This is a genomic window from Citricoccus muralis, assembly GCF_029637705.1.
Classification (GTDB): Bacteria; Actinomycetota; Actinomycetes; order Actinomycetales; family Micrococcaceae; genus CmP2.
On record NZ_CP121252.1, the window covers coordinates 853,783 to 873,151 of the forward strand.

General features: G+C 63.9%; 18 protein-coding genes. 6 read left to right on the top strand and 12 right to left on the bottom strand.

Annotation, left to right across the window (positions count from 1 at the left end):
* The 4 genes from P8192_RS03890 to P8192_RS03905 form a co-directional block, all read right to left on the bottom strand.
* Positions 1 to 708: a response regulator transcription factor gene (locus P8192_RS03890; protein ID WP_270106045.1), complete on the bottom strand. Its 708-nt coding sequence runs from the start codon at positions 706 to 708 to the stop codon at positions 1 to 3.
* Positions 709 to 785: 77 nt separating this feature from the next.
* Positions 786 to 2,465 carry a DNA repair helicase XPB gene (locus tag P8192_RS03895; protein ID WP_278158646.1) on the bottom strand — a complete coding sequence of 560 codons (1,680 nt, stop codon included), beginning with the start codon at positions 2,463 to 2,465 and terminating at the stop codon, positions 786 to 788.
* A complete protein-coding gene (locus P8192_RS03900; RefSeq protein WP_278158648.1) occupies positions 2,462 to 4,813 on the bottom strand; it encodes a helicase-associated domain-containing protein in 2,352 nt (783 codons plus the stop codon). The genes P8192_RS03895 and P8192_RS03900 overlap by 4 nt, the downstream gene beginning before the upstream one ends.
* Positions 4,814 to 4,865: 52 nt before the next feature.
* Positions 4,866 to 5,153, bottom strand: coding sequence for a hypothetical protein (locus P8192_RS03905; protein ID WP_278158650.1), 288 nt, complete (start codon positions 5,151 to 5,153; stop codon positions 4,866 to 4,868).
* A 204-nt stretch (positions 5,154 to 5,357) separates the two neighbouring features.
* Between P8192_RS03905 and P8192_RS03910 the strand changes: the two genes are divergently transcribed.
* On the top strand, positions 5,358 to 5,741 hold the full coding sequence (locus tag P8192_RS03910; RefSeq protein WP_270106041.1) for a cold-shock protein: 384 nt from the start codon (positions 5,358 to 5,360) through the stop codon (positions 5,739 to 5,741).
* Entirely contained in the window at positions 5,734 to 6,522 is a 789-nt protein-coding gene (locus P8192_RS03915) for a DUF3027 domain-containing protein (protein WP_278158652.1), read from the top strand. Before P8192_RS03910 ends, P8192_RS03915 begins: the two co-directional genes overlap by 8 nt.
* An 86-nt stretch (positions 6,523 to 6,608) precedes the next feature.
* Here P8192_RS03915 and serC read toward each other — a convergent pair whose 3' ends face one another.
* Positions 6,609 to 7,736 carry a phosphoserine transaminase gene (gene serC / locus P8192_RS03920; RefSeq protein WP_278158654.1) on the bottom strand — a complete coding sequence of 376 codons (1,128 nt, stop codon included), beginning with the start codon at positions 7,734 to 7,736 and terminating at the stop codon, positions 6,609 to 6,611.
* A gap of 298 nt (positions 7,737 to 8,034) precedes the next feature.
* Here serC and P8192_RS03925 point away from each other — a divergent pair, with 298 nt between their 5' ends.
* The 3 genes from P8192_RS03925 to P8192_RS03935 all read left to right on the top strand — a co-directional run bounded on the left by P8192_RS03925 (position 8,035) and on the right by P8192_RS03935 (position 10,435).
* On the top strand, positions 8,035 to 8,769 hold the full coding sequence (locus P8192_RS03925; RefSeq protein ID WP_270106038.1) for a metal-dependent transcriptional regulator: 735 nt from the start codon (positions 8,035 to 8,037) through the stop codon (positions 8,767 to 8,769).
* 403 nt (positions 8,770 to 9,172) lie between these two features.
* The gene (locus P8192_RS03930; protein ID WP_347403425.1) at positions 9,173 to 10,021 is read left to right on the top strand and encodes a C40 family peptidase; all 849 of its coding nucleotides are present in this window, start codon (positions 9,173 to 9,175) and stop codon (positions 10,019 to 10,021) included.
* Between the two features lie 147 nt (positions 10,022 to 10,168).
* Positions 10,169 to 10,435 carry a hypothetical protein gene (locus tag P8192_RS03935; protein WP_270106037.1) on the top strand — a complete coding sequence of 89 codons (267 nt, stop codon included), beginning with the start codon at positions 10,169 to 10,171 and terminating at the stop codon, positions 10,433 to 10,435.
* A gap of 58 nt (positions 10,436 to 10,493) precedes the next feature.
* Here the strand turns inward: P8192_RS03935 and P8192_RS03940 are convergent, their stop codons facing one another.
* The gene (locus tag P8192_RS03940) at positions 10,494 to 10,859 is read right to left on the bottom strand and encodes a LuxR family transcriptional regulator (protein ID WP_278158659.1); all 366 of its coding nucleotides are present in this window, start codon (positions 10,857 to 10,859) and stop codon (positions 10,494 to 10,496) included.
* Positions 10,860 to 10,984: 125 nt separating this feature from the next.
* On the opposite strand from P8192_RS03940, the gene P8192_RS03945 reads away from it, so the two are divergent.
* Positions 10,985 to 11,581 carry a DUF2249 domain-containing protein gene (locus P8192_RS03945; RefSeq protein ID WP_278158661.1) on the top strand — a complete coding sequence of 199 codons (597 nt, stop codon included), beginning with the start codon at positions 10,985 to 10,987 and terminating at the stop codon, positions 11,579 to 11,581.
* Positions 11,582 to 12,196: 615 nt separating this feature from the next.
* Here the strand turns inward: P8192_RS03945 and P8192_RS03950 are convergent.
* From P8192_RS03950 to mobF, 6 genes are all read right to left on the bottom strand, one after another.
* Positions 12,197 to 14,056 (bottom strand): heavy metal translocating P-type ATPase, encoded by a 1,860-nt coding sequence (locus tag P8192_RS03950; RefSeq protein WP_278158663.1) that lies wholly within the window; start codon positions 14,054 to 14,056, stop codon positions 12,197 to 12,199.
* 102 nt (positions 14,057 to 14,158) lie between these two features.
* On the bottom strand, positions 14,159 to 14,875 hold the full coding sequence (locus P8192_RS03955; protein ID WP_278158665.1) for a Crp/Fnr family transcriptional regulator: 717 nt from the start codon (positions 14,873 to 14,875) through the stop codon (positions 14,159 to 14,161).
* 153 nt (positions 14,876 to 15,028) lie between these two features.
* Positions 15,029 to 15,457 (bottom strand): cupin domain-containing protein, encoded by a 429-nt coding sequence (locus P8192_RS03960; RefSeq protein ID WP_270106031.1) that lies wholly within the window; start codon positions 15,455 to 15,457, stop codon positions 15,029 to 15,031.
* 34 nt (positions 15,458 to 15,491) lie between these two features.
* On the bottom strand, positions 15,492 to 17,498 hold the full coding sequence (locus P8192_RS03965; protein WP_278158667.1) for a heavy metal translocating P-type ATPase: 2,007 nt from the start codon (positions 17,496 to 17,498) through the stop codon (positions 15,492 to 15,494).
* A gap of 33 nt (positions 17,499 to 17,531) precedes the next feature.
* Positions 17,532 to 17,768 carry a heavy-metal-associated domain-containing protein gene (locus tag P8192_RS03970; RefSeq protein WP_278158669.1) on the bottom strand — a complete coding sequence of 79 codons (237 nt, stop codon included), beginning with the start codon at positions 17,766 to 17,768 and terminating at the stop codon, positions 17,532 to 17,534.
* A gap of 338 nt (positions 17,769 to 18,106) precedes the next feature.
* The gene (gene mobF, locus P8192_RS14495) at positions 18,107 to 19,264 is read right to left on the bottom strand and encodes a MobF family relaxase (RefSeq protein ID WP_431521137.1); all 1,158 of its coding nucleotides are present in this window, start codon (positions 19,262 to 19,264) and stop codon (positions 18,107 to 18,109) included.
* Between the last annotated feature and the right edge of the window lie 105 nt (positions 19,265 to 19,369).

Here is a 19,369-nt window from a genome sequence, read left to right on the forward strand (position 1 = left end):
TTAGCGTTTGTCCGCCGACCGTAGCAGGTAACCCACGCCACGCTTGGTCTGAATCATGTTCGGCAGGTCCTTGCGGTCAATCTTGCGCCGCAGGTAGGAGATGTAGGACTCCACGATGGAGGCGTCCCCATTGAAGTCGTACTCCCAGACGTGGTCGAGGATCTGCGACTTCGACAGCACCCGGTTCGGGTTCATCATCAGGTAGCGCAGCAGCTTGAATTCGGTGGGGGAGAGGTCGATGATCTCCCCGGCACGGCGGACCTCGTGGGCGTCGTCGTCGAGCTCCAGATCATCTACGCGCAGGACGGCCTCGTCGTCCTCCAGTGAAGCGGTGCGGCGCAGCACCGCGCGGATGCGGGCCACGACCTCGTCGAGGGAGAAGGGCTTGGTCACGTAGTCGTCGCCGCCCACGGTGAGGCCGGTGACCTTGTCTTCGGTGTCATCGCGGGCGGTGAGGAAGAGCACCGGGAAGTGTTTGCCAGCGGCGCGGAGTTTGCGGGTGACGGTGAAGCCGTCCATATCGGGCAGCATCACGTCGAGCACGGCGAGATCGGGCTGTTCCTGTTCTGCGGCGGCCAGGGCCTCCCGACCGTTGGCGGCGGCGACCACCTCGAACCCGGCGAAGCGCAGGGAGGTGGAGAGCAGCTCGCGGATATTGGGTTCGTCGTCGACGACGAGCAGCTTTGCTTCAGGATTCTCTGAGTTCATGTCGTTAAGTGTGACGGTGGAAGCTGTGCATTGGCTAGATGTTGGCTGGCCGAAGCTGTGACTTCAGCTGAACGCGATCAGCTGGCGGTGACGTCCTCGGCGTCGATGATCGTGTAGGCGTAGCCCTGCTCGGCGAGGAAGCGCTGACGTTTGGCGGCGTAGTCCTGGTCGAGAGTGTCGCGGGTGACGATGGTATAGAAATGCGCCGAGCGGCCGTCCTGCTTGGGGCGCAGCAGCCGACCCAACCGCTGGGCCTCTTCCTGCCGGGAACCGTAAGCACCGGACACCTGGATAGCGACGGTGGCCTCGGGCAGATCCAGGGAGAAGTTGGCAACCTTGGACACCACCAGCACCTGTTCGTCGCCGTTTCGGAAGGCATCGAAGTGCTGCTGGCGGACCTTCACCGAGGTGTCGCCGGTGATCAGCGGAGCCCCGAGCAGCTCGGATATTTCGCGTAGCTGGTCCAGGTACTGCCCGATCACCAGCAGCTGTTCTCCGGCGTGACGGCGGCCCAGAGCGTGGACGATGGGTAGTTTCACCTCGGAGGTGGCGCCGAGGCGGTATTTATCGGCGTCCTCGGCCATGGCGTAGGTGACGCGTTCGTCGTGGGGCAGGTCCACCCGCACCTCGGTGCACACGGCCGGGGCGATGTACCCCTGGGCCTCAATGTCCTTCCACGGGGCGTCGTAGCGTTTGGGGCCGATGAGGGAAAACACCTCGGCCTCGCGCCCGTCCTCGCGAACCAGCGTTGCTGTGAGTCCGAGGCGGCGTCGAGCTTGCAGGTCCGCGGTCATCCGGAAGATCGGGGCCGGGAGCAGGTGGACCTCGTCGTAGATGATCAGCCCCCAGTCGTTGCCGTCGACCAGTTCAAGATGCGGGTAGATACCGCCGCGTTTGGTGGTGAGTACCTGGTAGGTGGCGATGGTGACGGGGCGGACCTCTTTAGCGGAGCCCGAATATTCACCGATGTCGGATTCGGTGAGGGTGGTGCGTGCGAGCAGTTCCGCTTTCCACTGGCGTGCCGAGACGGTGTTGGTGACCAGGATCAGCGTGGTGGTCGAGGAGGTGGCCATGGTGGCGGCCCCGACCAGGGTTTTGCCGGCGCCGCAGGGCAGCACGACGACGCCCGAGCCGCCTGCCCAGAAGTTCTCGACGGCGAGCTGCTGGTAGGGGCGCAACTCCCAGCTGGAGTCTGGGTCGGCGTCGGGGTCGTCCTTGCCGTCGGTCAGGGCTATGGGATGCGGGGTGCCATCGACGTAGCCGGCGAGGTCTTCGGCGGGCCACCCGATTTTGATGAGCGCTTGTTTCAGCTGGCCGCGGGCCGCAGAGTGGACTACCACAGTGGTGGCGTCGATGCGCGGACCGAACAGCTCGGCGGTCTTCTTCGCGTGCAGCACTTCCTCGAGCACCGGGTAGTCGGTGGTGCGCATGACGAGGCCGTGCTGTTCGTCGCGTTCGAGCCGCAGCCGGCCGTACCGAGACATCACATCGGCAATATCCATCAGCAGGGAGTGCGGCACCGGATAGCGGGAGTGGCGCAGCAGCACGTCCAGCACCTGCTCGGCGTCGACCCCGGCGGCGCGGGCGTTCCACAGCCCCAGGTCGGTAATCCGGTAGGTGTGTACGTGTTCCGGGGCGCGCTCCAGTTCCGCGAAGCTGGCGAGCTCACCGCGCGCCTCGGTGGCGGCGAGGTGGTCGACCTCGAGCAGCACGGTCTTGTCGGACTGGACGATCAGGGCGCCGGTGGACTCGGTCACGAATGCTCCTCAGCAGGCACGGTGGATTCGGTGGGTTGCGCTGGATGAACGGGGACGGCGGAGACCACGCGGTGCAGCGGGACGATGACGTCCGTATCGCGTTGCAGGTCGCGGCCGCGCAGCCGGCCATCGCCGACGGCGGTGGGCAACAGGCGCCGGGTGACGTGAGCACCCTGGTGGTTGGCGGTGGTCACGGAGAGTTCGCGCCGGTGTGCGGCGGCCTCGGTGAGCCCGGCGATGAGTTCCTCGGGGCCCTCACCCGTCGGGGTCGGTCGGGTGGGGGCTGTGCGCAGGTGTCGGATCTGGGCCTCGATGTCGTCCTCGGTGAGCTGTTGGGAGGCCACCGTGACGGCGAGACCGGAAGCAGGCGTCACACGACCGGTCGGGACAGCGGCGCCGCCCGGCCCGGGGATCAGTGGGGATCGGGAGTTCTCGGTATGGTGCCCGCGGCGGGCGGCCCGGCGTCCGGTTTCGGCGAGCAGGGCGTGCAGTTCGGCGTCGTCGAGCCGGCTCAGGGCTATGGTGTCACTGAGCCGCTGCAGTCCGGCCGGAGCCAGTTCGGGCATCGCCAGCAGGGTGGTCAGCGTGGCCGGCTCCTCCACCGTCAGCACTGCGCCGGCGCGGTGAACGGCCAGGGCCAGGTGCCGGCGCGCCGTGTCGTCGATCAGGTAGCGCAGGGTCTGCGGCAGGGCATCGGAGGAGTGCGCGGCGAGCAGTTCCAGCATCGCCTCGGCAGTGAGCCCATCATCGAGTCCGCGGCGCACACTCTCGGCGGAGAACCGGAATACCGCGGCGGTGCCGTCGCCCTCGTCATCGGCGAAGCGCTCCAGATGTGCCGCCAGCTCGGGGTCAAGGAATCCTGGGGCGACCGCGGTGAGGTCGGCCTGCAGGCGCAGGGTGCGGATCGGGGCGGGCAACAGTTCAGCCACGGCATCTGCGGCGGCGTCGAGCCCCTCGAGACCCTGCTCGGCCAGCGCCCGGCCCGGGGAGGTGAGGGCCTGCGCTCCGAAGAGCCCCAGCCGTTCGGCTTCGCCCGCCAGCGGGGTCGTAAAAGCCTGGGTGCGAGTAATCGAGCGGGGGTGTTGCCAGCGGCGGAACGTTTCCAGCTCGTTGACGACGGCGGTGCCGGGATGCCGGGCGTCGAGGTCGGCGGCGGCGTCGAGCAGTCCTTGGCGCAGCCGTGGGGCGTCGGCGCGTGCCCGGTCCGGGGCGAGTGCGCGACCCGGAGTAGCACCTGACGCAGAGGAAGATCGCTGTTGTGCCGGAGCGGCCAGCGGGGCCGTGAAGGGGGCGCGCTGACTGCTCAGCCATCCGGCCGCCAGCAGGTGCCACTGCCGGTGGCGCGGCAACCGGCCCCACAGTGCCGTGGTGTAGCGGGATTCCCAACGGGAGGTGTCAGGATTCAGGGCAATGACATCTGCTGCAGCGGCCAGTTCCAGCAGCCAGGTGGTGTCCTCGACGTCGGCGTCGAGACGGCGCGCCAACTGCTGCACCTCGCGCACCCCGACCCCGCCGGAGCGCAGCGTGGGCACCCCACGGGCCGAACTCGCCGCGCGCACCAGGTGAGTCATCCCCCGCAGGAGGTCCGAGATCGCAGCAGCCGCCGCGTTGTTGACCAGCATCGGAAGCACCCGGGCCGCTCCGGAAGTGGGCGGGGCGATCGAAAACGCGGGAAACAGGGTGCCGCCACGCAACGCCAGCCCGGTCTCTCGTGGCAGCTCGGCGGTGTCCTCCGTGACCCGCACCAGGATCCCGGTGTCCAGCAACACCGTCAGTACCGCACCGGCCGGATCCGGCACCCGGGCCACGGGGGAGTGAGCGAGTAACTCGAGACCGCGCTGCACCCTGGCGGCGTCGTCCTCCTGGGTCACCGACGGGTGTTCTACGATCCGCCGCCGAATCTCCTCCCGGCTGCGCGCCGAATGGTCGGATCCCAGCACCGCCGCGGGGCGACCCAGCTCCGCCGGATAGGTGCCCAGGGCGCGGTGCACCGGGCCGGGCACGTTCCACCGCTCGTCCTCTGCTGGCAGCAGCAGCACCCGCTCGACTAACTCAGCCACCGTGGCGGCTAATTCGTCCTCGTGCTCAGCCGCATCCGGGGCCAGCAGGGCAGCCAGCTCGGCGAGGCTCACAGAGTCCTGCCCGTGTACCACCGCGGTAGAGAGCGCCTGTAACTGCGGTTCGTTCAGTCGCTCCAGAGCGCGCAACACCGACATTTGGGTGGAAGCGCGGGTTGCTAACGCAGAGAAGTCAGCGACCCCGGGAATGCAGAGGTCGGGGCGGAGCCGGAACAGAAGACGCAACTCATCGTCGCTGCGGTCACTCAGATGCTGAAGCAGCGTGGTCATCACGAATCCGCGGCCGCGCTCATCGTGGCGAGGGGGCGTGTCGGGATTCGACTCACGCCTGCCGACGGCGCCGCAGGGCCGCGATCACCAGGTAGAGCAGAATCAACGTGAAGCCGATCGGGAACGCGAACAGCGCCAACCAGAACAGCGCGGGCAGCTGCGCGGTGCCCACAAAATAGACCACCAACAGTGCCACCGTGGCGACAAACGATGCCAGGGTCATGACGACGCCGACCCAGAGCAGCACCTGCAATCCGAGCGGCACCGGAGCGACGCTGGGTGCTGCCATCAGCGGGGCCGAGGGGGTGGTGGTGTGGCGTGGCGCGGTCGGTGTGGTCATCTGCTCAGTCTACGCCGAAGCGTGCCAGGGGGTATCCTTGTCTGAACTATAGACTCTCCCGCTATCGGGCGTGACGACGATTCCGTCTCCGGTAGCGGCCACTGCGACGCGACGCAGCATGTTAGCCACTAGAGCCGCATCGGCTAGTCCGCGTCGAGGGTGGAGCCCGTGTCACGACAATGTACGCAAGAGGAAACGAAGAAGATGCCCACCGGCAAAGTGAAGTTTTACGATTCGAAGAAGGGTTTCGGATTTCTGCAGAGCGATGATGGTCAGGAAGTTCACCTGCCCTCTTCGGCCCTGCCCAGCGGGGTGACCGAGCTGCGCGCCGGCACCCGCATGGAATTCGGAATCGCCGAAGGCCGTCGCGGCCTGCAGGCCCTGTCCGCCACCGTGATCGACCGCGGCACCTCCGTGGTGCGCAATCAGCGCCCGAAGCCGCAGGATATGGCCACCATCATGGATGACCTGATCCGCTGGCTGGACACCGCCTCCACCTCGCTGCGTAAGGGGTCCTACCCGTCACGCTCGCAGTCAGAGAAGCTCGCCCAGGTGCTACGGAAGGTGGCGGACGATCTCGATGCCTGAGCCCGCAGAGACCCTTGACGCTCCCCCCGAGGAGAGCCTGACCCTGGGTCCGGTGCGCTCCGGCCGTCGTCGGCCCAAGCTTGACCAGACGCTGGCTGCCGCGGTGGAGACCGCCCGCGAGGCGCTACTGGAATCGGTCGACGCGGCCGAGCTCGGTGAGCACGTCAGTGCGATGGCCGACGACGACCGCGTGGTCACCCACCGGTTCGTTGCCCACGTGCGCGGCTACCGCGGCTGGGAATGGTTCTGCACCCTGGCCCGCGCCCCGCGCAGCAAGACGCTGACCGTGTGCGAGGTGGGCATGCTCCCCGGTGAGGGTGCGTTGCTCTCTCCGCCGTGGGTGCCGTGGTCCGAACGCGCCTCCGAAGAAGAGCGCGTGCGCCTGCGTGCCATCGCCGAAGGACGAGACCCGGAGAAAGCGCTGGCCGAGTTCCGCGGTGAAACCGAGGACGACGAGCACGCCGAGGACAGCACCTCACAGGAATCCTCAGACTCGTCTCACTCTTCGGAACCCTCCAGCAAGGGCAAGAAGAAGAACAAGTCCAAGAGCAAGGGTGGCAAGTCCAAGAAGAAGTCGTCGGACTCTCACGCAGGCAATGCTGACGACGCCGTGACCCCTGAGGCAGAGTCGGATACCGACGACGACGCCGAAAAAGCCGCGAAAAAGGCAGCCAAGGCCGCCCAAAAGAAGGCCGCCAAAAAGGCCAAGAAGAAAGCCGAGCGGAAAGCCGCGAAAAAGGCTGCTCAACGAGCCGAGCAGGCCGCGCACGAGGCTGAATAACAGCACCTCGCCGCACCACAGCAGAGGGCCGAACCCGGATAGGGTTCGGCCCTCTGCAGTCTGATGCCCTGCCGGGCGGGCCCGACTTAGCCGAGTTGCGCAACCACGTGGTCGATGCAGGAGAGCAGTGCCGACACATCTTCGGGCTCGATCGCGGCAAAGGTGGCGATGCGTAGCTGGTTGCGTCCCAGCTTCCGGTACGGCTCCGTGTCCACCACACCGTGGGCGCGCAGTATCGAAGCGACCTGGGCGGCGTCGACGGCCTCGTCAAAGTCGACAGTGACGATCACCTGGGAACGGTCTTCCGCACGCGTCACGAACGGGGTGGCGAAGGTCGACTGCTCGGCCCAGGTGTAGATCCGGTCCGAGGAATCCTTGGTGCGGGCGGTGGTGAAGTCCAACCCGCCGTTGGAGTTCATCCAGGACAGCTGCTCATCGAGCATCACCAGAGTGGCCAGCGCCGGAGTGTTGTAGGTCTGGTTCTTCACCGAGTTATCGACAGCGGTCTTCACGTCCAAGAAGTCCGGGATCCAGCGACCGGATGCCGAGATCTCCTCAACCCGGGCCAGCGCGGCGGGGGAGAACAGAGCCAACCACAGGCCGCCATCGGAGGCAAAGTTCTTCTGCGGGGCAAAATAGTAGACGTCGGATTCGGCGACATCCACGGGCAAGCCGCCCGCACCGGACGTGGCATCCACCAGCACTAGGGCATCGGCATCCGCGCCGGCTACGCGCTGCACGGGCGCAGACACTCCGGTCGAAGTCTCGTTGTGCGGCCAGGCGTAGACGTCCACACCGGTCTCGGCGACAGGCTCGGGGCGAGTCCCCGGCTCGGCGGTCAGAATCGAGGACGCTTCCAAGAAAGGGGCCTTGTTGGTGGCCTTGGCGAATTTCGAACCGAACTCTCCGAAGCTCAGGTGCTGTGCCTTATTGCGCACCAGCCCGAAGGATGCGGCATCCCAGAATGCGGTGGAGCCACCGACGCCCATGATGACCTCGTAGCCCTCGGGAGCGGAAAACAGCTGGGTGATGCCTTCGCGCACCGAACCCACCAGGTTCTTCACCGGGGCCTGACGGTGGGAGGTGCCCAGCAGCTGTGCACCGGCCTCGCTGAGAGCGGCGACCTGCTCGGGGCGGACCTTGGAGGGGCCGGCGCCGAATCGTCCGTCACGGGGCAGAAGGTCGTTGGGGATAGTGACGGTGGAGGTGCTCACCTGTACTCCTTATAGTGCTTGTCCGTTATCGGCCGGGCGGGGTCGGCTCAGGGTCGGCTCCGCGCCGTTCCTATTGTCTCTGGTCACGAGAGAAAGCGCGCGTACGGTCATGACATGCCCGGTTTTATGTCGCTGAACGCGAACCCGGGGGATTGACCCATGAACATTGTTGACCCAGGTGGGTAGGATATGCACGATACTTGATGGGCCGCTGGCCGACCCCTGCTGGTCGGACGGCGGTCGTTCTGGGAGCCGCGATTCACGCGGCTCCCCATGGTGACGAGGAGCGTAGGCGAGCATGACCGACTTGATCGACACGACCGAAATGTATCTGCGTACGATCTACGAGCTGCAGGAGGAAGGGATTACTCCATTGCGGGCGCGGATCGCGGAGCGCCTGGATCATTCCGGTCCCACCGTGTCTCAGACGATTGCGCGCATGGAGCGTGACGGACTGGTGAAGGTGGCTGGCGATCGACATCTTGAGCTGACCGACACCGGGCTGGACACCGCGTCCAAGGTGATGCGCAAACACCGTCTTGCCGAGCGTCTGCTCTCCGACGTCATTGGTCTGGACTGGCCCTACGTGCATGAAGAGGCCTGCCGCTGGGAGCACGTGATGAGCGATCAAGTCGAGCGTCGTCTCGTCGATCTGCTGAACCAGCCGGTGTACTCGCCCTTCGGCAACCCAATTCCGGGTCTGGGTGAAATCGGCGGCCCGGACACGGCAGAAGGCCCCACTCGGTATGAGGGGGAGCACCTGACTGTGGCCCTGACGACTCCGGGCACGTTCCGCATTCTGTTGCTCACCGAAGCCATCCAGACTGATCCCGAGCTGCTGGCCCAGCTGGCTGCAGCAGGCATCCGCCCCGGCGCGGTCATTAAAGCAAGCCCCTCCGACGGTTACGTTGCGGTGCGCACCATCGAGCCGGGCCCTGCCGTGGCGCTGGATGATTCTCGCGAAGACTTCTCCGATGAAGGTCTGGAGATCTCCGAAGAGACCGCACACCACATTCGGGTGGTCCGTTCCTGATCTCAACTCAGGAGAAATCACCAGAATCGCTTCTCCGGAACCTCCCAGCACCGGCGCCGCACAACGCGGCGCCGGTGCCGTTAAAGAGGAATATGGATCACGGCAACACGCCGTAGGACACGAAAATCACAGCAAAGATCACAGAAGATCACTGCCGAAAATTGGCGAAATTCCGCGGAAGTTGAGGATCCGTCGTGACATTTTTCCACCATGCCGTTATCTCAGCGTGACATTCGGTATCGGTTTGATATACGCTGAAGCGGTGCCCAGGCAGGAGAGATCTCCGGGTCACACATCAAGAGCTTGCTGAACCCCCGCGGCTCACGATGAAAAAGCAGTCGTCAAACACCATCATGGCGGGGGCAGGCCTATGTCCTGAAAGCACCTGAGAGAGGTTTCTATCGTGTCGAAGCGCGCTTCCGTCGCCCGCCACCGCGCGACCCCTGCGTCAAACTTCACCCTGGACGCAATGTCCAAGGCAGTGACCATCAACGCCGGCAACTTCGGTCGCCAAACCGCTGTCGTGGCTGCTGCTTCGACCATGGTGCTGACCCTGGGCGCCCCTGCAGTCAACGCTTCGCCGGTTCCGACCGCACGCGACACCAGCGTTCTGCCAGCCGCCAACGTTGACCTGGAGCGCGCCTCCAAGGCAACCACCCTCACCGTGGCAGAGGCCGACGCTGAAGTCACCATCGAGCGTGCCTCCGTGTCCTCCACCCCCGCTCCCGAACCGGAGCCGGAAGAGGACCTGACCCCGGTCACTAACGCAAACGTGGGTCAGCAGTCCACCACCGCCACCGATTCTTCCGCTTCTTCGACTCAGCAGTCGCAGGAAAGCGTTCAGACTTCCGCTCATGAAGCCGAAGAGACCGTCGAGCAGGAAGCTCCGGCCTCCTCGGCCTCCGGCAGCATGGGCGCCGTGGTGTCGGCCGCTTACTCGGGTATCGGTCAGCCTTACGTTTTTGGCGGCAAGGGCCCCGGCGGCTGGGACTGCTCCGGCTTCACCGCGTGGGCCTATGCCCAGGCCGGCATCACCATTCCTTCGCAGACTTCCGCGATCCGCAACTCCGGCCAGTTCGTGCGTACCTCGAACCCGAAGCCCGGCGACCTGGTCTACCAGAATGGCGGCAGCCACGTAGGCATCTACGTGGGCAACGGCCAGATGATCGGCGCGCAGAACCCCTCCGTGGGCACCTTCCTGCACTCCGTGAGCCGCAACCCCCTGATGGGCTACTACACCTACGTTGGCTGATCGGACCACAGCCAATACCCCGGAATGATGGCCGGGTAAAGACTGCAACGAGAGACCCTCTCCCCTCGGAGAGGGTCTCTCGTTGTCTGTGTACGCTGTGACGGCCGGTCAGAATATCGGGCGGCGGGTCCGCCGTACACTAGGGCAATGACTTCTCTACCGTTGTGGTTCACCGACGTCGCCTCTGCTATGGAGTTGGGGGATCCGCAGCTTGACGACGAACGTCTGCGGAATTTCCTCACAGCCGTTCAATCGCGGGCTCAGGGGGAAGATTTAGACATCCTTCTCGGAGGCTTTCTCGCCGGTTATGCCACCGGTATGGCGGAGGGCAGTGAGCAGGCAGATTTCAACCGCGCGCACCGTGCGGCCTTGGGATTTCTGACACACCACCTGCGGGCCGACACGGACCGTTAGTGCGTCCCCCTCGCCGGTTCGCGGTGTCAGGAGGTCGCTCCGGGATTATTCCCGGACGCTAGGCGCCGCGGATGACGGTGAGCAGAAAAACGCTGTTCTCCAATGCGGTCACGGAATGACGCTCCGGCGGAATCGGCAGAAGCTGGCCCGCGGTCAGTTCCCACGAGCGGTCCTTGCCATGGAGGCGAATGCGTCCGGTCAGCACCTGCAACACGGCTTCGGGCGGACTGTCATGCTCAGCCAGTTCTGCTCCGGCCAGCAGTGCGAGTACGGTTTGGCCCATCTTCGTGTCTCGCGAACCGTAGACGGACTTGGCCGCCCGCTGGGCACGCGACGAGCGGGCCGCGGCCAGCAACGACTCCTGGATCTGCTTCAGGCCGACCGGCGAAATTTCCGGTGCACCGTGTGCTTCGGCGTCTGTCATAGCTTCGTCCTCTCTACAGAATCAGGTCTCGCTCTCGATGAGCCCAGCATACGTCGAACCGATATGACCGACGTAGCATGAGAGCACCGCCGAAGAGGTGGCTCCGGCTGAAAGGGTGATAGGTGATGACTGAAGTCGAGATCGATCTCCGCGACATTCCGCGACCCCGGAGACATCGGCAGATTTTCGTGCGATTCGACCACTTAAACGTCGGTGACGCTCTGCTCTTACTCGCCGACCACGAACCTGAGCGGCTGCACCAAGATTTTGACCGCGAGTTGCCCGGGTCTTTCGTGTGGGAATCGCTGGGGGAGAACGCTGGGGTGTGGCGGGTGCGGATCACCAAGCTGACGAGTACTGCACTGCCACGGTGGATGGGTTCCACTGAGACAGCCGACCATGATGACGACGTCACCTCTGGTGGGTCGATCTGGCAGCTCACTCCTGCCGCACGGGACATGGATGCCAACGTCATCGCGCTCGGCGCAGGGGACCGCATCGACACCCACAATGGTCCGGAACTAGATGTGCTGATCCACGTGGTCGCGGGGAGCGGAACCCTGAGTACCGAAGGCGGCGACGTTCAGTTGGTGCGGGGCGATATTGTCTGGTTGCCGCGACGATCTCAGCGCCGCTTCCAGGCCGGCCCAGAAGGATTGCGCTACCTGTCAGTGCACCACCGCAAGCCAACCTTGAACATCACCGCGGCCCCGCCGAGGTAACAGCGAAGCCCTCGGTCTCCGAACAGTCGGAAACCGAGGGCTTTTCGCGGTCAGAGCGGGGTGCCCCTCAATGGACTAAAACCGAACGTACAGCATCGGTTCGATCGCCTAGAAGCGGTGTGGGAGCAGGCACGGCGGGGCGTCTACGATGGCGAAGCCACGCGGCAGGAGAGCGCTTCGATATCGTGACAGAGCCGAGCAGACCGCCTAGAACGCCTCCCACGCCAGAGGAAGTGGACGCTATTAGAACGGCGAGGGCCAGCGGCGAGAGCGTCCGCCTTATCGCTGAGCGCTTTAACAAGCACCGCGGCACGATCTGGCTGCACACGAAAGACATCTGACCTGACTCGCGCCATCTTTGGTTAGTCTGGTTCGTGGTGTGGTTGGGATTGTTGATTTTCTGGGGCTCGTGTTGCGGCTTAGTGCCTTGCTGGCGCACCAAAATCGGCACGACTCAGGTCAGACTCCGGGTCATTCAAGCATTCGCGAAGTGCGCTTGAGGTCATCAGGAATCCTGCAAAGGCGAACGCTTGGAGACGGCATCCAACTGATGAACAACGTCACGGCAATGCACCTCATCTTCCCAACGCGCGAGCACCTGCTCCGCAATCAGCGCTACACGCGTGGCGTGAAATCTGCACGGTGACGTAGCGGCTGTCCGGCCTCACGGAAACGAGTCACACTTCGGTATGCGCGCAGGGCACGCAGTGCGGAGAGGATCGCGACAAGATCCACGATCTCCTGCAACAACGCGCCCGCTACCGCCGGAAGGTACCCGAACGCTGCCACAAGCATGAGCCCGACCGAGATGATGATGCCCATCCAGATCGACTGCAATGCGATCTTCACCGTCATGTGCGATACCTGCACCACATCGGCCACGCGCGACACGTCGTCGGAGGTGATCACGGCGGATGCTGACTCGCTTGCCGCGGTTGCCCCGCGGCCTGCGATCGCGACCCCGACATCGGCAGCAGCGAGCACCGGAGCGTCATTGATGCCATCGCCCACCATCATCACGGGCCGAGGCCGCAATGCCACCACGATGTCCACCTTGCTCTGAGGTGTTGTTTCGGCGTGCACCGTGGTGATGCCCGCATCGGCGGCGATTGATTCCGCAGTCGGCGCGACGTCGCCGGTCACCATCACGATCTGCTCCACGCCGGTTTCGCGGAGGCGGGCGATCGTCTCGGAAGCGTGGGAGCGCAGCGGGTCGGAGACCACGATGACACCGGCAAAATCACTGTCAACCGACACGTACACGGCCGTTTCCCCAGCCGCGAGCGGGGTACGCGCGAACGCACCGGCGACTTCTTCGATGAATGCCGGTTTTCCGACCGGCACCACGCTGTCGTCGGCGAGTGTCGCCTGCACTCCGTTCGTAGCGAACTCCTCAGCCGCCGTTACCTGGGGCAACTGCAGCTGCTTCTCCACAGCGTGGGCGACAATCGGCCCAGCGAACACATGCACCGAATACTGTTCCGCAGCAGCGGCGAGCCGGAGTATCTCATCTGTAGAGCGGGTGATTGGGCGGATCTCGACCACATCTGGTCTGCCCTGCGTAAGGGTTCCGGTCTTATCGAACGCAGCCGTACGCACACGGGCAAGTACCTCTAACGCGCCACCGTCTTTAATGATCACGTTCAACTTTGCCGCGGAACTCATGCCGCCCATGAAGGCCACTGGTGCGGCGATCAACAACGGGCACGGGGTGGCTACGACGAGCACCTCCGCAAATCGCACCGGATCCCCACTGAGGTACCAGGCGAGACCCGCGATGAGCAGCGACACGATCGTGAAAGGCACGGCATAGCGATCGGCAAGGCGCACCATTGGCGCCCGAGATTCCACCGCTCCCTCAACGAGGCGCACGATCGACGCGTAGTGCGAGTCGTGTGCGGCTTTGTCCGCGCGCATTGTGAACGTTTCGGTGTTGTTTATCGTGCCCGAGAGCAGCGCGTCACCGGCCTGGTATGTGACGGGGAGCGGTTCGCCGGTGACCGAGGATTCGTCGATGACTGCTCGCGCCGAGATGAGGGTGCCGTCTACGGGCAGCACTTCGGTGGATCGCACCAGGAGTTCATCCCCGATCACCACATCTGCGATCGGGATACGATCCACCTCATCGGTATGCGGGTCCACACGCTGCGCGTAGACCGGTGCCCGGTTCAGCAAGGTGTCGAGTTCGCGGCTCGCCCGGCGCGCGGCGAGTGTTTCGAGCGCTTCGCCGCCGGTCAGCATCAGCGCGATGATGAGACCCGCCACATACTCACCAACCGCAAGGGTCGCGATCATCGCGATCACTGCGAGAATGTCGAGTCCCCAGTGCCCGCTCATCAGATCGCGCACCATACCAACGGCAGTGACGAAGATCACGACTCCGATGACGATGTATGCGACCATGGCGAGGGGCAGGGTCTGCCCGAGAGACCACAGAGTTACACCGGCAGCTAGGCCGATCACGACGAAGATCATGAGCGGCCTGCTACGAAGAAACGGCAGCACCTCATGCATGGGTCGCCGCTTCGTGCCGCGTTCAGACTGAGGAGCTGCCATCACCCTACGAGTCCTTCTTCTTCACGAGTTTGTTGAGAGCGTGCTCAGTGCGTCGATGTCGGTGATCGTGATCTTGCCTCGGGGTGCTTGTGTGATTACGCCGGAGTCGCTGAGATGGCGCAGCTGTCGACTCAACGATTCCGGGGTGGTGTCCAGCAATGAGGCAATATCCTTCTTCGCCAATGGCAGCAAGACCTCCGGGTAGATCCCTGATCCATGCCGCGTGGGCAAAGTCAGCAGATAGCTTGCGAGTCTGGAGGTGACATCTCCCGAAATGACAGAGGCCAATCGCGCTTCGGTTTCTCTCAGACGCCGGCTGACACTCTCCAGCATTCGCAACCCGATACTCGGGTGCTTCTCCACGAGGCGACCGAGATCAGCATGATGGAAGACACACAATTGTGCTGGTTCGAGTGCGGTCGCTTCATGATCAGGGCGGACACCGCTGAGAAACGCTGACTCTCCGATGAAATCCCCGGCGCCGAGCACCCGAATGATCTGCTCATGCCCGTCGGGGCTCGTTCGCGAGATCTTGACTCGGCCAGTGTGCACCACCATCAGTTGCGAAATGTTCGAGCCTCCCGAGTACACTCGTTCAGTGCGATCGAGCAGTGTCGGGCGTGCCACCCGGGCGACCTCGAGCTGATGTTCGTGCGTGAGCCCGCGAAAGAGCGGAACCCGTGCCACGCAGAGTTCTTCGGAGCGAGCTGTGTCCACGGCTGGCAGCGGCGTAAACATAGGCCTCCTCTCTCACTAGTATGGCAACGCGCGATATTCCGTGAGCCGTATGAGTTACGCGAGTAATCTGAATGCTACGCGTTCGGGCGCATATGTTGGAGTGGCCTCAGGTTCGTGCGGCCCTCCCATGTTCCTCATTCGGATGTCGTTCGCTCAGTTCGCGTGCGGAGGGGTATCTTCACCTGCGGCCTCGGCGGCGTCTGCCAGTTCCTTGGTGGTGTACTCTGCATCGACCGCGTGCTCGGGTGGTGAATACACCGTGTAGAGCACCAACGGTTCGTCACCGGTGTTGCGGAAGTTATGGCGTGTGCCTGCGGGAACGGCACACAGATCGCCGGCATCGACCGCGTGGGTGTGACCGTCGAGATCGGCTTCACCAGTACCGGAAACGAAGCTCAGCAGCTGGTCGGTGGTCTCGTGCACCTCGTCACCGATTTCTCCTCCCACCGGAACCGTCATTGCCACGAGCTGGGAGTGCTCTCCGGTCCAGAGCACCTTTCGGAAGCTCACGTTCTCCTTCGCAATGTCCGCGATGATGAAGTGCTCGACGTTCCTACCGATATTGGTGTGTTTGTCGGTCATGTTGTCCTCATTTTCTTTCTGAGAGTTTGTTCTGTTAGCGCTCGGCAACTGCCGGTTCAGCCGTGCGGCTGGGTGTGCGTTCGGATTTCGGCATGGTTGTGGCACCTTGTGTGTTGCGCAGCAGTCGCATCGCATTGAGAATCACCACAAGTACTGACCCTTCGTGTACGAGCATCCCGATTGCCATGGTTACGCCTCCGGCGAAAACGCCGACCAGGAGGAGGACCACGGTGGTCAGTGCGATGATGATGTTCTGTCGCATCACACTCACCGTGCGTTTAGCGAGTCGGATCGCCTCGGGCAGTTTCAGGAGGTTGTCTCCCATCAGGGCGATGTCTGCGGTTTCGACCGCGACGGCAGACCCGGCAGCCCCCATTGCTACCCCGATGTCTGCTGTTGCCAGCGCAGGAGCATCATTCACTCCGTCACCGACCATCGCGACGGTGTGGCCCTCGCGTTGCATCTGGGCGACGGCGTCCAGTTTATCCTCGGGTAGCAGCGACGCATGAATCTCATCAATCCCAACGGCCCGCCCAATGGCCTCTGCCACAAGCCGAGTGTCGCCGGTGAGCATCACGACCTTCTTTACCCCGGCCGCGTGCAAGCGTCGGATCATTTCGGGCGCATCCTCCCGGACGGTATCGGCAACACCGATCACACCGATCACTGCGTCGCCCACGGCGACGATCATCGGGGTCTTGCCGGCAGCGGCCAACTCATCAGCGACCACCGCTGAACCCGCGTCGTCCGTGATGCCGTATTGCGTGAGTAGCGGCGCGTTTCCGATGAGCACCCGTTTGCCATCGACGTCGACCACAATCCCCTTGCCGATCACCGGGGTGACGGTGCCTGGGATCCCGTCGGGGGCAACGCCTTCATCTCGTGCGGTGTCAAGGATCGGGCGGGCCAGCGGGTGCTCGGATCCAGCTTCTGCAGCGGCAGCCCAGCGCAGCACATCGCTCCGCTTCCGAGCCGGATCGAGCACGACGATATCCGTCAATTCCGGCCTGCCCTCGGTGAGGGTGCCGGTCTTATCGACCGCGACGGCCGAGATCTTCGATGACGTCTCCAGGTACTCGCCACCCTTGATGAGGATGCCATTGCGGGCGGAGCGGCCGATTCCAGAGACGATCGCCACCGGAATCGAAATCACCAACGCACCGGGGCAACCGATGACCAGCAGGGTCAGCGCAAGCACGACGTCACCAGAAATGAGACCGGCAACCAAAGCAAGCACCATCACCGCTGGCGTGTACCACTTCGAGAAGCGGTCGATGAATGCCTGGGTTTTGGCCTTCGCGTCCTGCGCCTCTTCGACTCGGTGGATGATGCGCGCGAGAGTCGTGTCTGCGCCGATCCCTGTTGCCAACACCTGAAGGAATCCGCTTCGCGAGATCGTGCCGGCAAACACATGATCTGATTTGGTTTTCTCTACCGGGATGGATTCGCCGGTGATCGAGGCCTCGTCGATTGCGCCGGCGCCCGATACCACCTGCCCATCGACGGGGACTTTCGCGCCGTTTTTGACCAGCACGATCTCGCCCATGCGCACGTGACTTGCGGGGATCTCGACCTGGCCACCGTCGCGAAGCACAACCGCGGTGTCGGGTGCTACCGCCACAAGGGTGGCGAGTGCCGCACGTGTCTTGTTCATCGTGCCTGCTTCGAGTGCGCGACCAATAGCGAACAAGAAGGTGACCGCGGCCGCCTCCCAGAAGTTCCCGATGATGGTCGCACCAATGGCCGCGATCGATACGAGCAGATCGATGCTGATGAACTTCACCATCAGGGCGCGGAACGCTTTCACCACGATGCCGTAGCCGGCGACGATCGCCGCCGCGAGCATGAACGCATTGGCGAGCGTGAAGACATGCCCTGTTCCGTGGGCGTGTTCGCCTGCGTCGATCCACCATTGCGGGCCGACGGTGATATTCCACGCCCCACTGGCTAGTTGTTCGACGCCGAATGAAGCAAGGATCAGGATGCCAGAAACAACTGGAATGAACCAGTTGCCTCGTCTCCATGTTCGGAAAGCTGTCACGATGCCGCCGTCTTTCAAATCAGAAGGTGAGTGTCAGAATGCGGAGGCCTTGGATTTATATCCGGCCTTGTTGACGGCGGCAATCAGGTCATCGACCGACGTCGTGGTTTCGTCGTGGTCAACCTCGACACGTCCGGACGCAAAATGGACTTTCACACCCTCGACACCGTCGAGGCGTCCGACCTGTTTCTCGATCTTGCTGACACACGAGGGGCAAGAGAATCCCTCAGCACGCAGGAGAGTGTGGGTGGTATCAGTCGTGTTGCTCATCGGGAGCCCTTCCTCGTTGCCCTACATGTGGGTGTGACCGGGATATTTTCCTGATCCATCGTGTTTTCAGGATATGGGCGGGCGCGGGTCTTGGCCTTGATGCAGATCAAGTCACGGGCTTCCGCGCAAGCATGATGGCGTGAGGTCGTCGCGGATCCGCGTACTGTGTCACAATTTTGAAACCTGCAGCGGTGCCGACCTCAGCCATAGCGTGTGTGGGCCACTGGTACGCGAGCGAGACGGGGTGCTGAAAAATCGGCTCATCGTAAATGAGGGTGTAGGTCGCTGAGCGCGTCGCTGCCTGGATGAAGGTCGAGGCCTTCAGATGATGGAAGTTCCTACACCGCCCATCCGGAAGACCTCAACGTGCACCACGCTACCTTCGTGCCCCCTGATCTGACCGTGTTCTGCCTACTCGACGCGCTTGGCCTTGAATCTGTCGGCCAGCACCTCGAGCCGGATTGTGCGGCGCTCGAGCGCCACGTTGCCGAGCCGGATCCGTGATGTCGGGCCTGACTCGTGCCATCTTTGGTCAGTGTAGTTCGTGGTGTGGCTGGGTAGTTCGTGGTGTGGCTGGGAAGGTTGATGTTCTGGGGCTCATGTTGCACCTTGTTCGAGACCACGACGTGCGTATGTAGTTGCGGGTCTGCCGCTCTGCTGTCGTAGTGGTCGCACGTGGTGGCGATCACGCCCTCGATCGGCATCTGCGCGATACCTCCCGCACCGACGTGGGTTACAGCGACGCGATCTTCCAGCATGGCGATGGTGTCTCGCATCGCGGCGTGATGGGCCTGCGCAATCAGGGCTTGCGTACCCGCGTCGGCCACGCCCCAGATCGCGCTGACCGACTTCGACGGCGAGAACGTGAGGTCGAAACCTGCAACGGCGGTGCGGGGCTTCTTCGCATTCTCTTCCTCACGAATGCGCGGCACGCTCTCTTCCCGTGCCTCGCCACGCAAGCTGGGATCGAGGCGTGCAAGGCGGGCGGCAATAGAGGGACGGCAATAGAGGGACGGCATCTTCACCGGTGTCGCCCTCGGCCCGCTGCTGACTGGGTTGCTGCTGGAGGTCTTCGGCTGGCAGGCGACGTTCCTGGTCGCAGTGCCGATCATGGCACTCGTCGCCATCGGCGCGCCCCTGCTCGTGCCCGAGAACAAGGACCCACCGCGCGGATCGACCTGTTCAGCGCCATCCTCTTGGTCGGCGGGCTGCTGGCGATCATCTACGGCATCAAGCGCTTCGCCGTCCAGGCGCCCATCGGCCCTTGGATCGGCCTGCTGATCGCTGGCGCCCTGATCGGACTGTGGTTCGTGATCCGCCAGCTCCGTGCGAAGAAGCCTCTGCTGGACTGTGCGCCTGTTCGCCAACCGCACCGTCTCCGGGGCACTGGCAGTGTTCCTACTCTCGCCCGCCGCGCTGGGCGGAGTGTACTCGCTGTTCACCCAACTCGACGCGGGCACCAGCCTGGCAGTGGTCATCGCGAGCTTCGTGATCACCTACCCCGGCGTCGCTCCCTCGATGGCGCTGACCACCGACCTCGTCGAGAGCTCGGTGCCGCCCGCCGCGCCACGTCCGCCCGACCGGGCAGGCGCAGGAAGAGG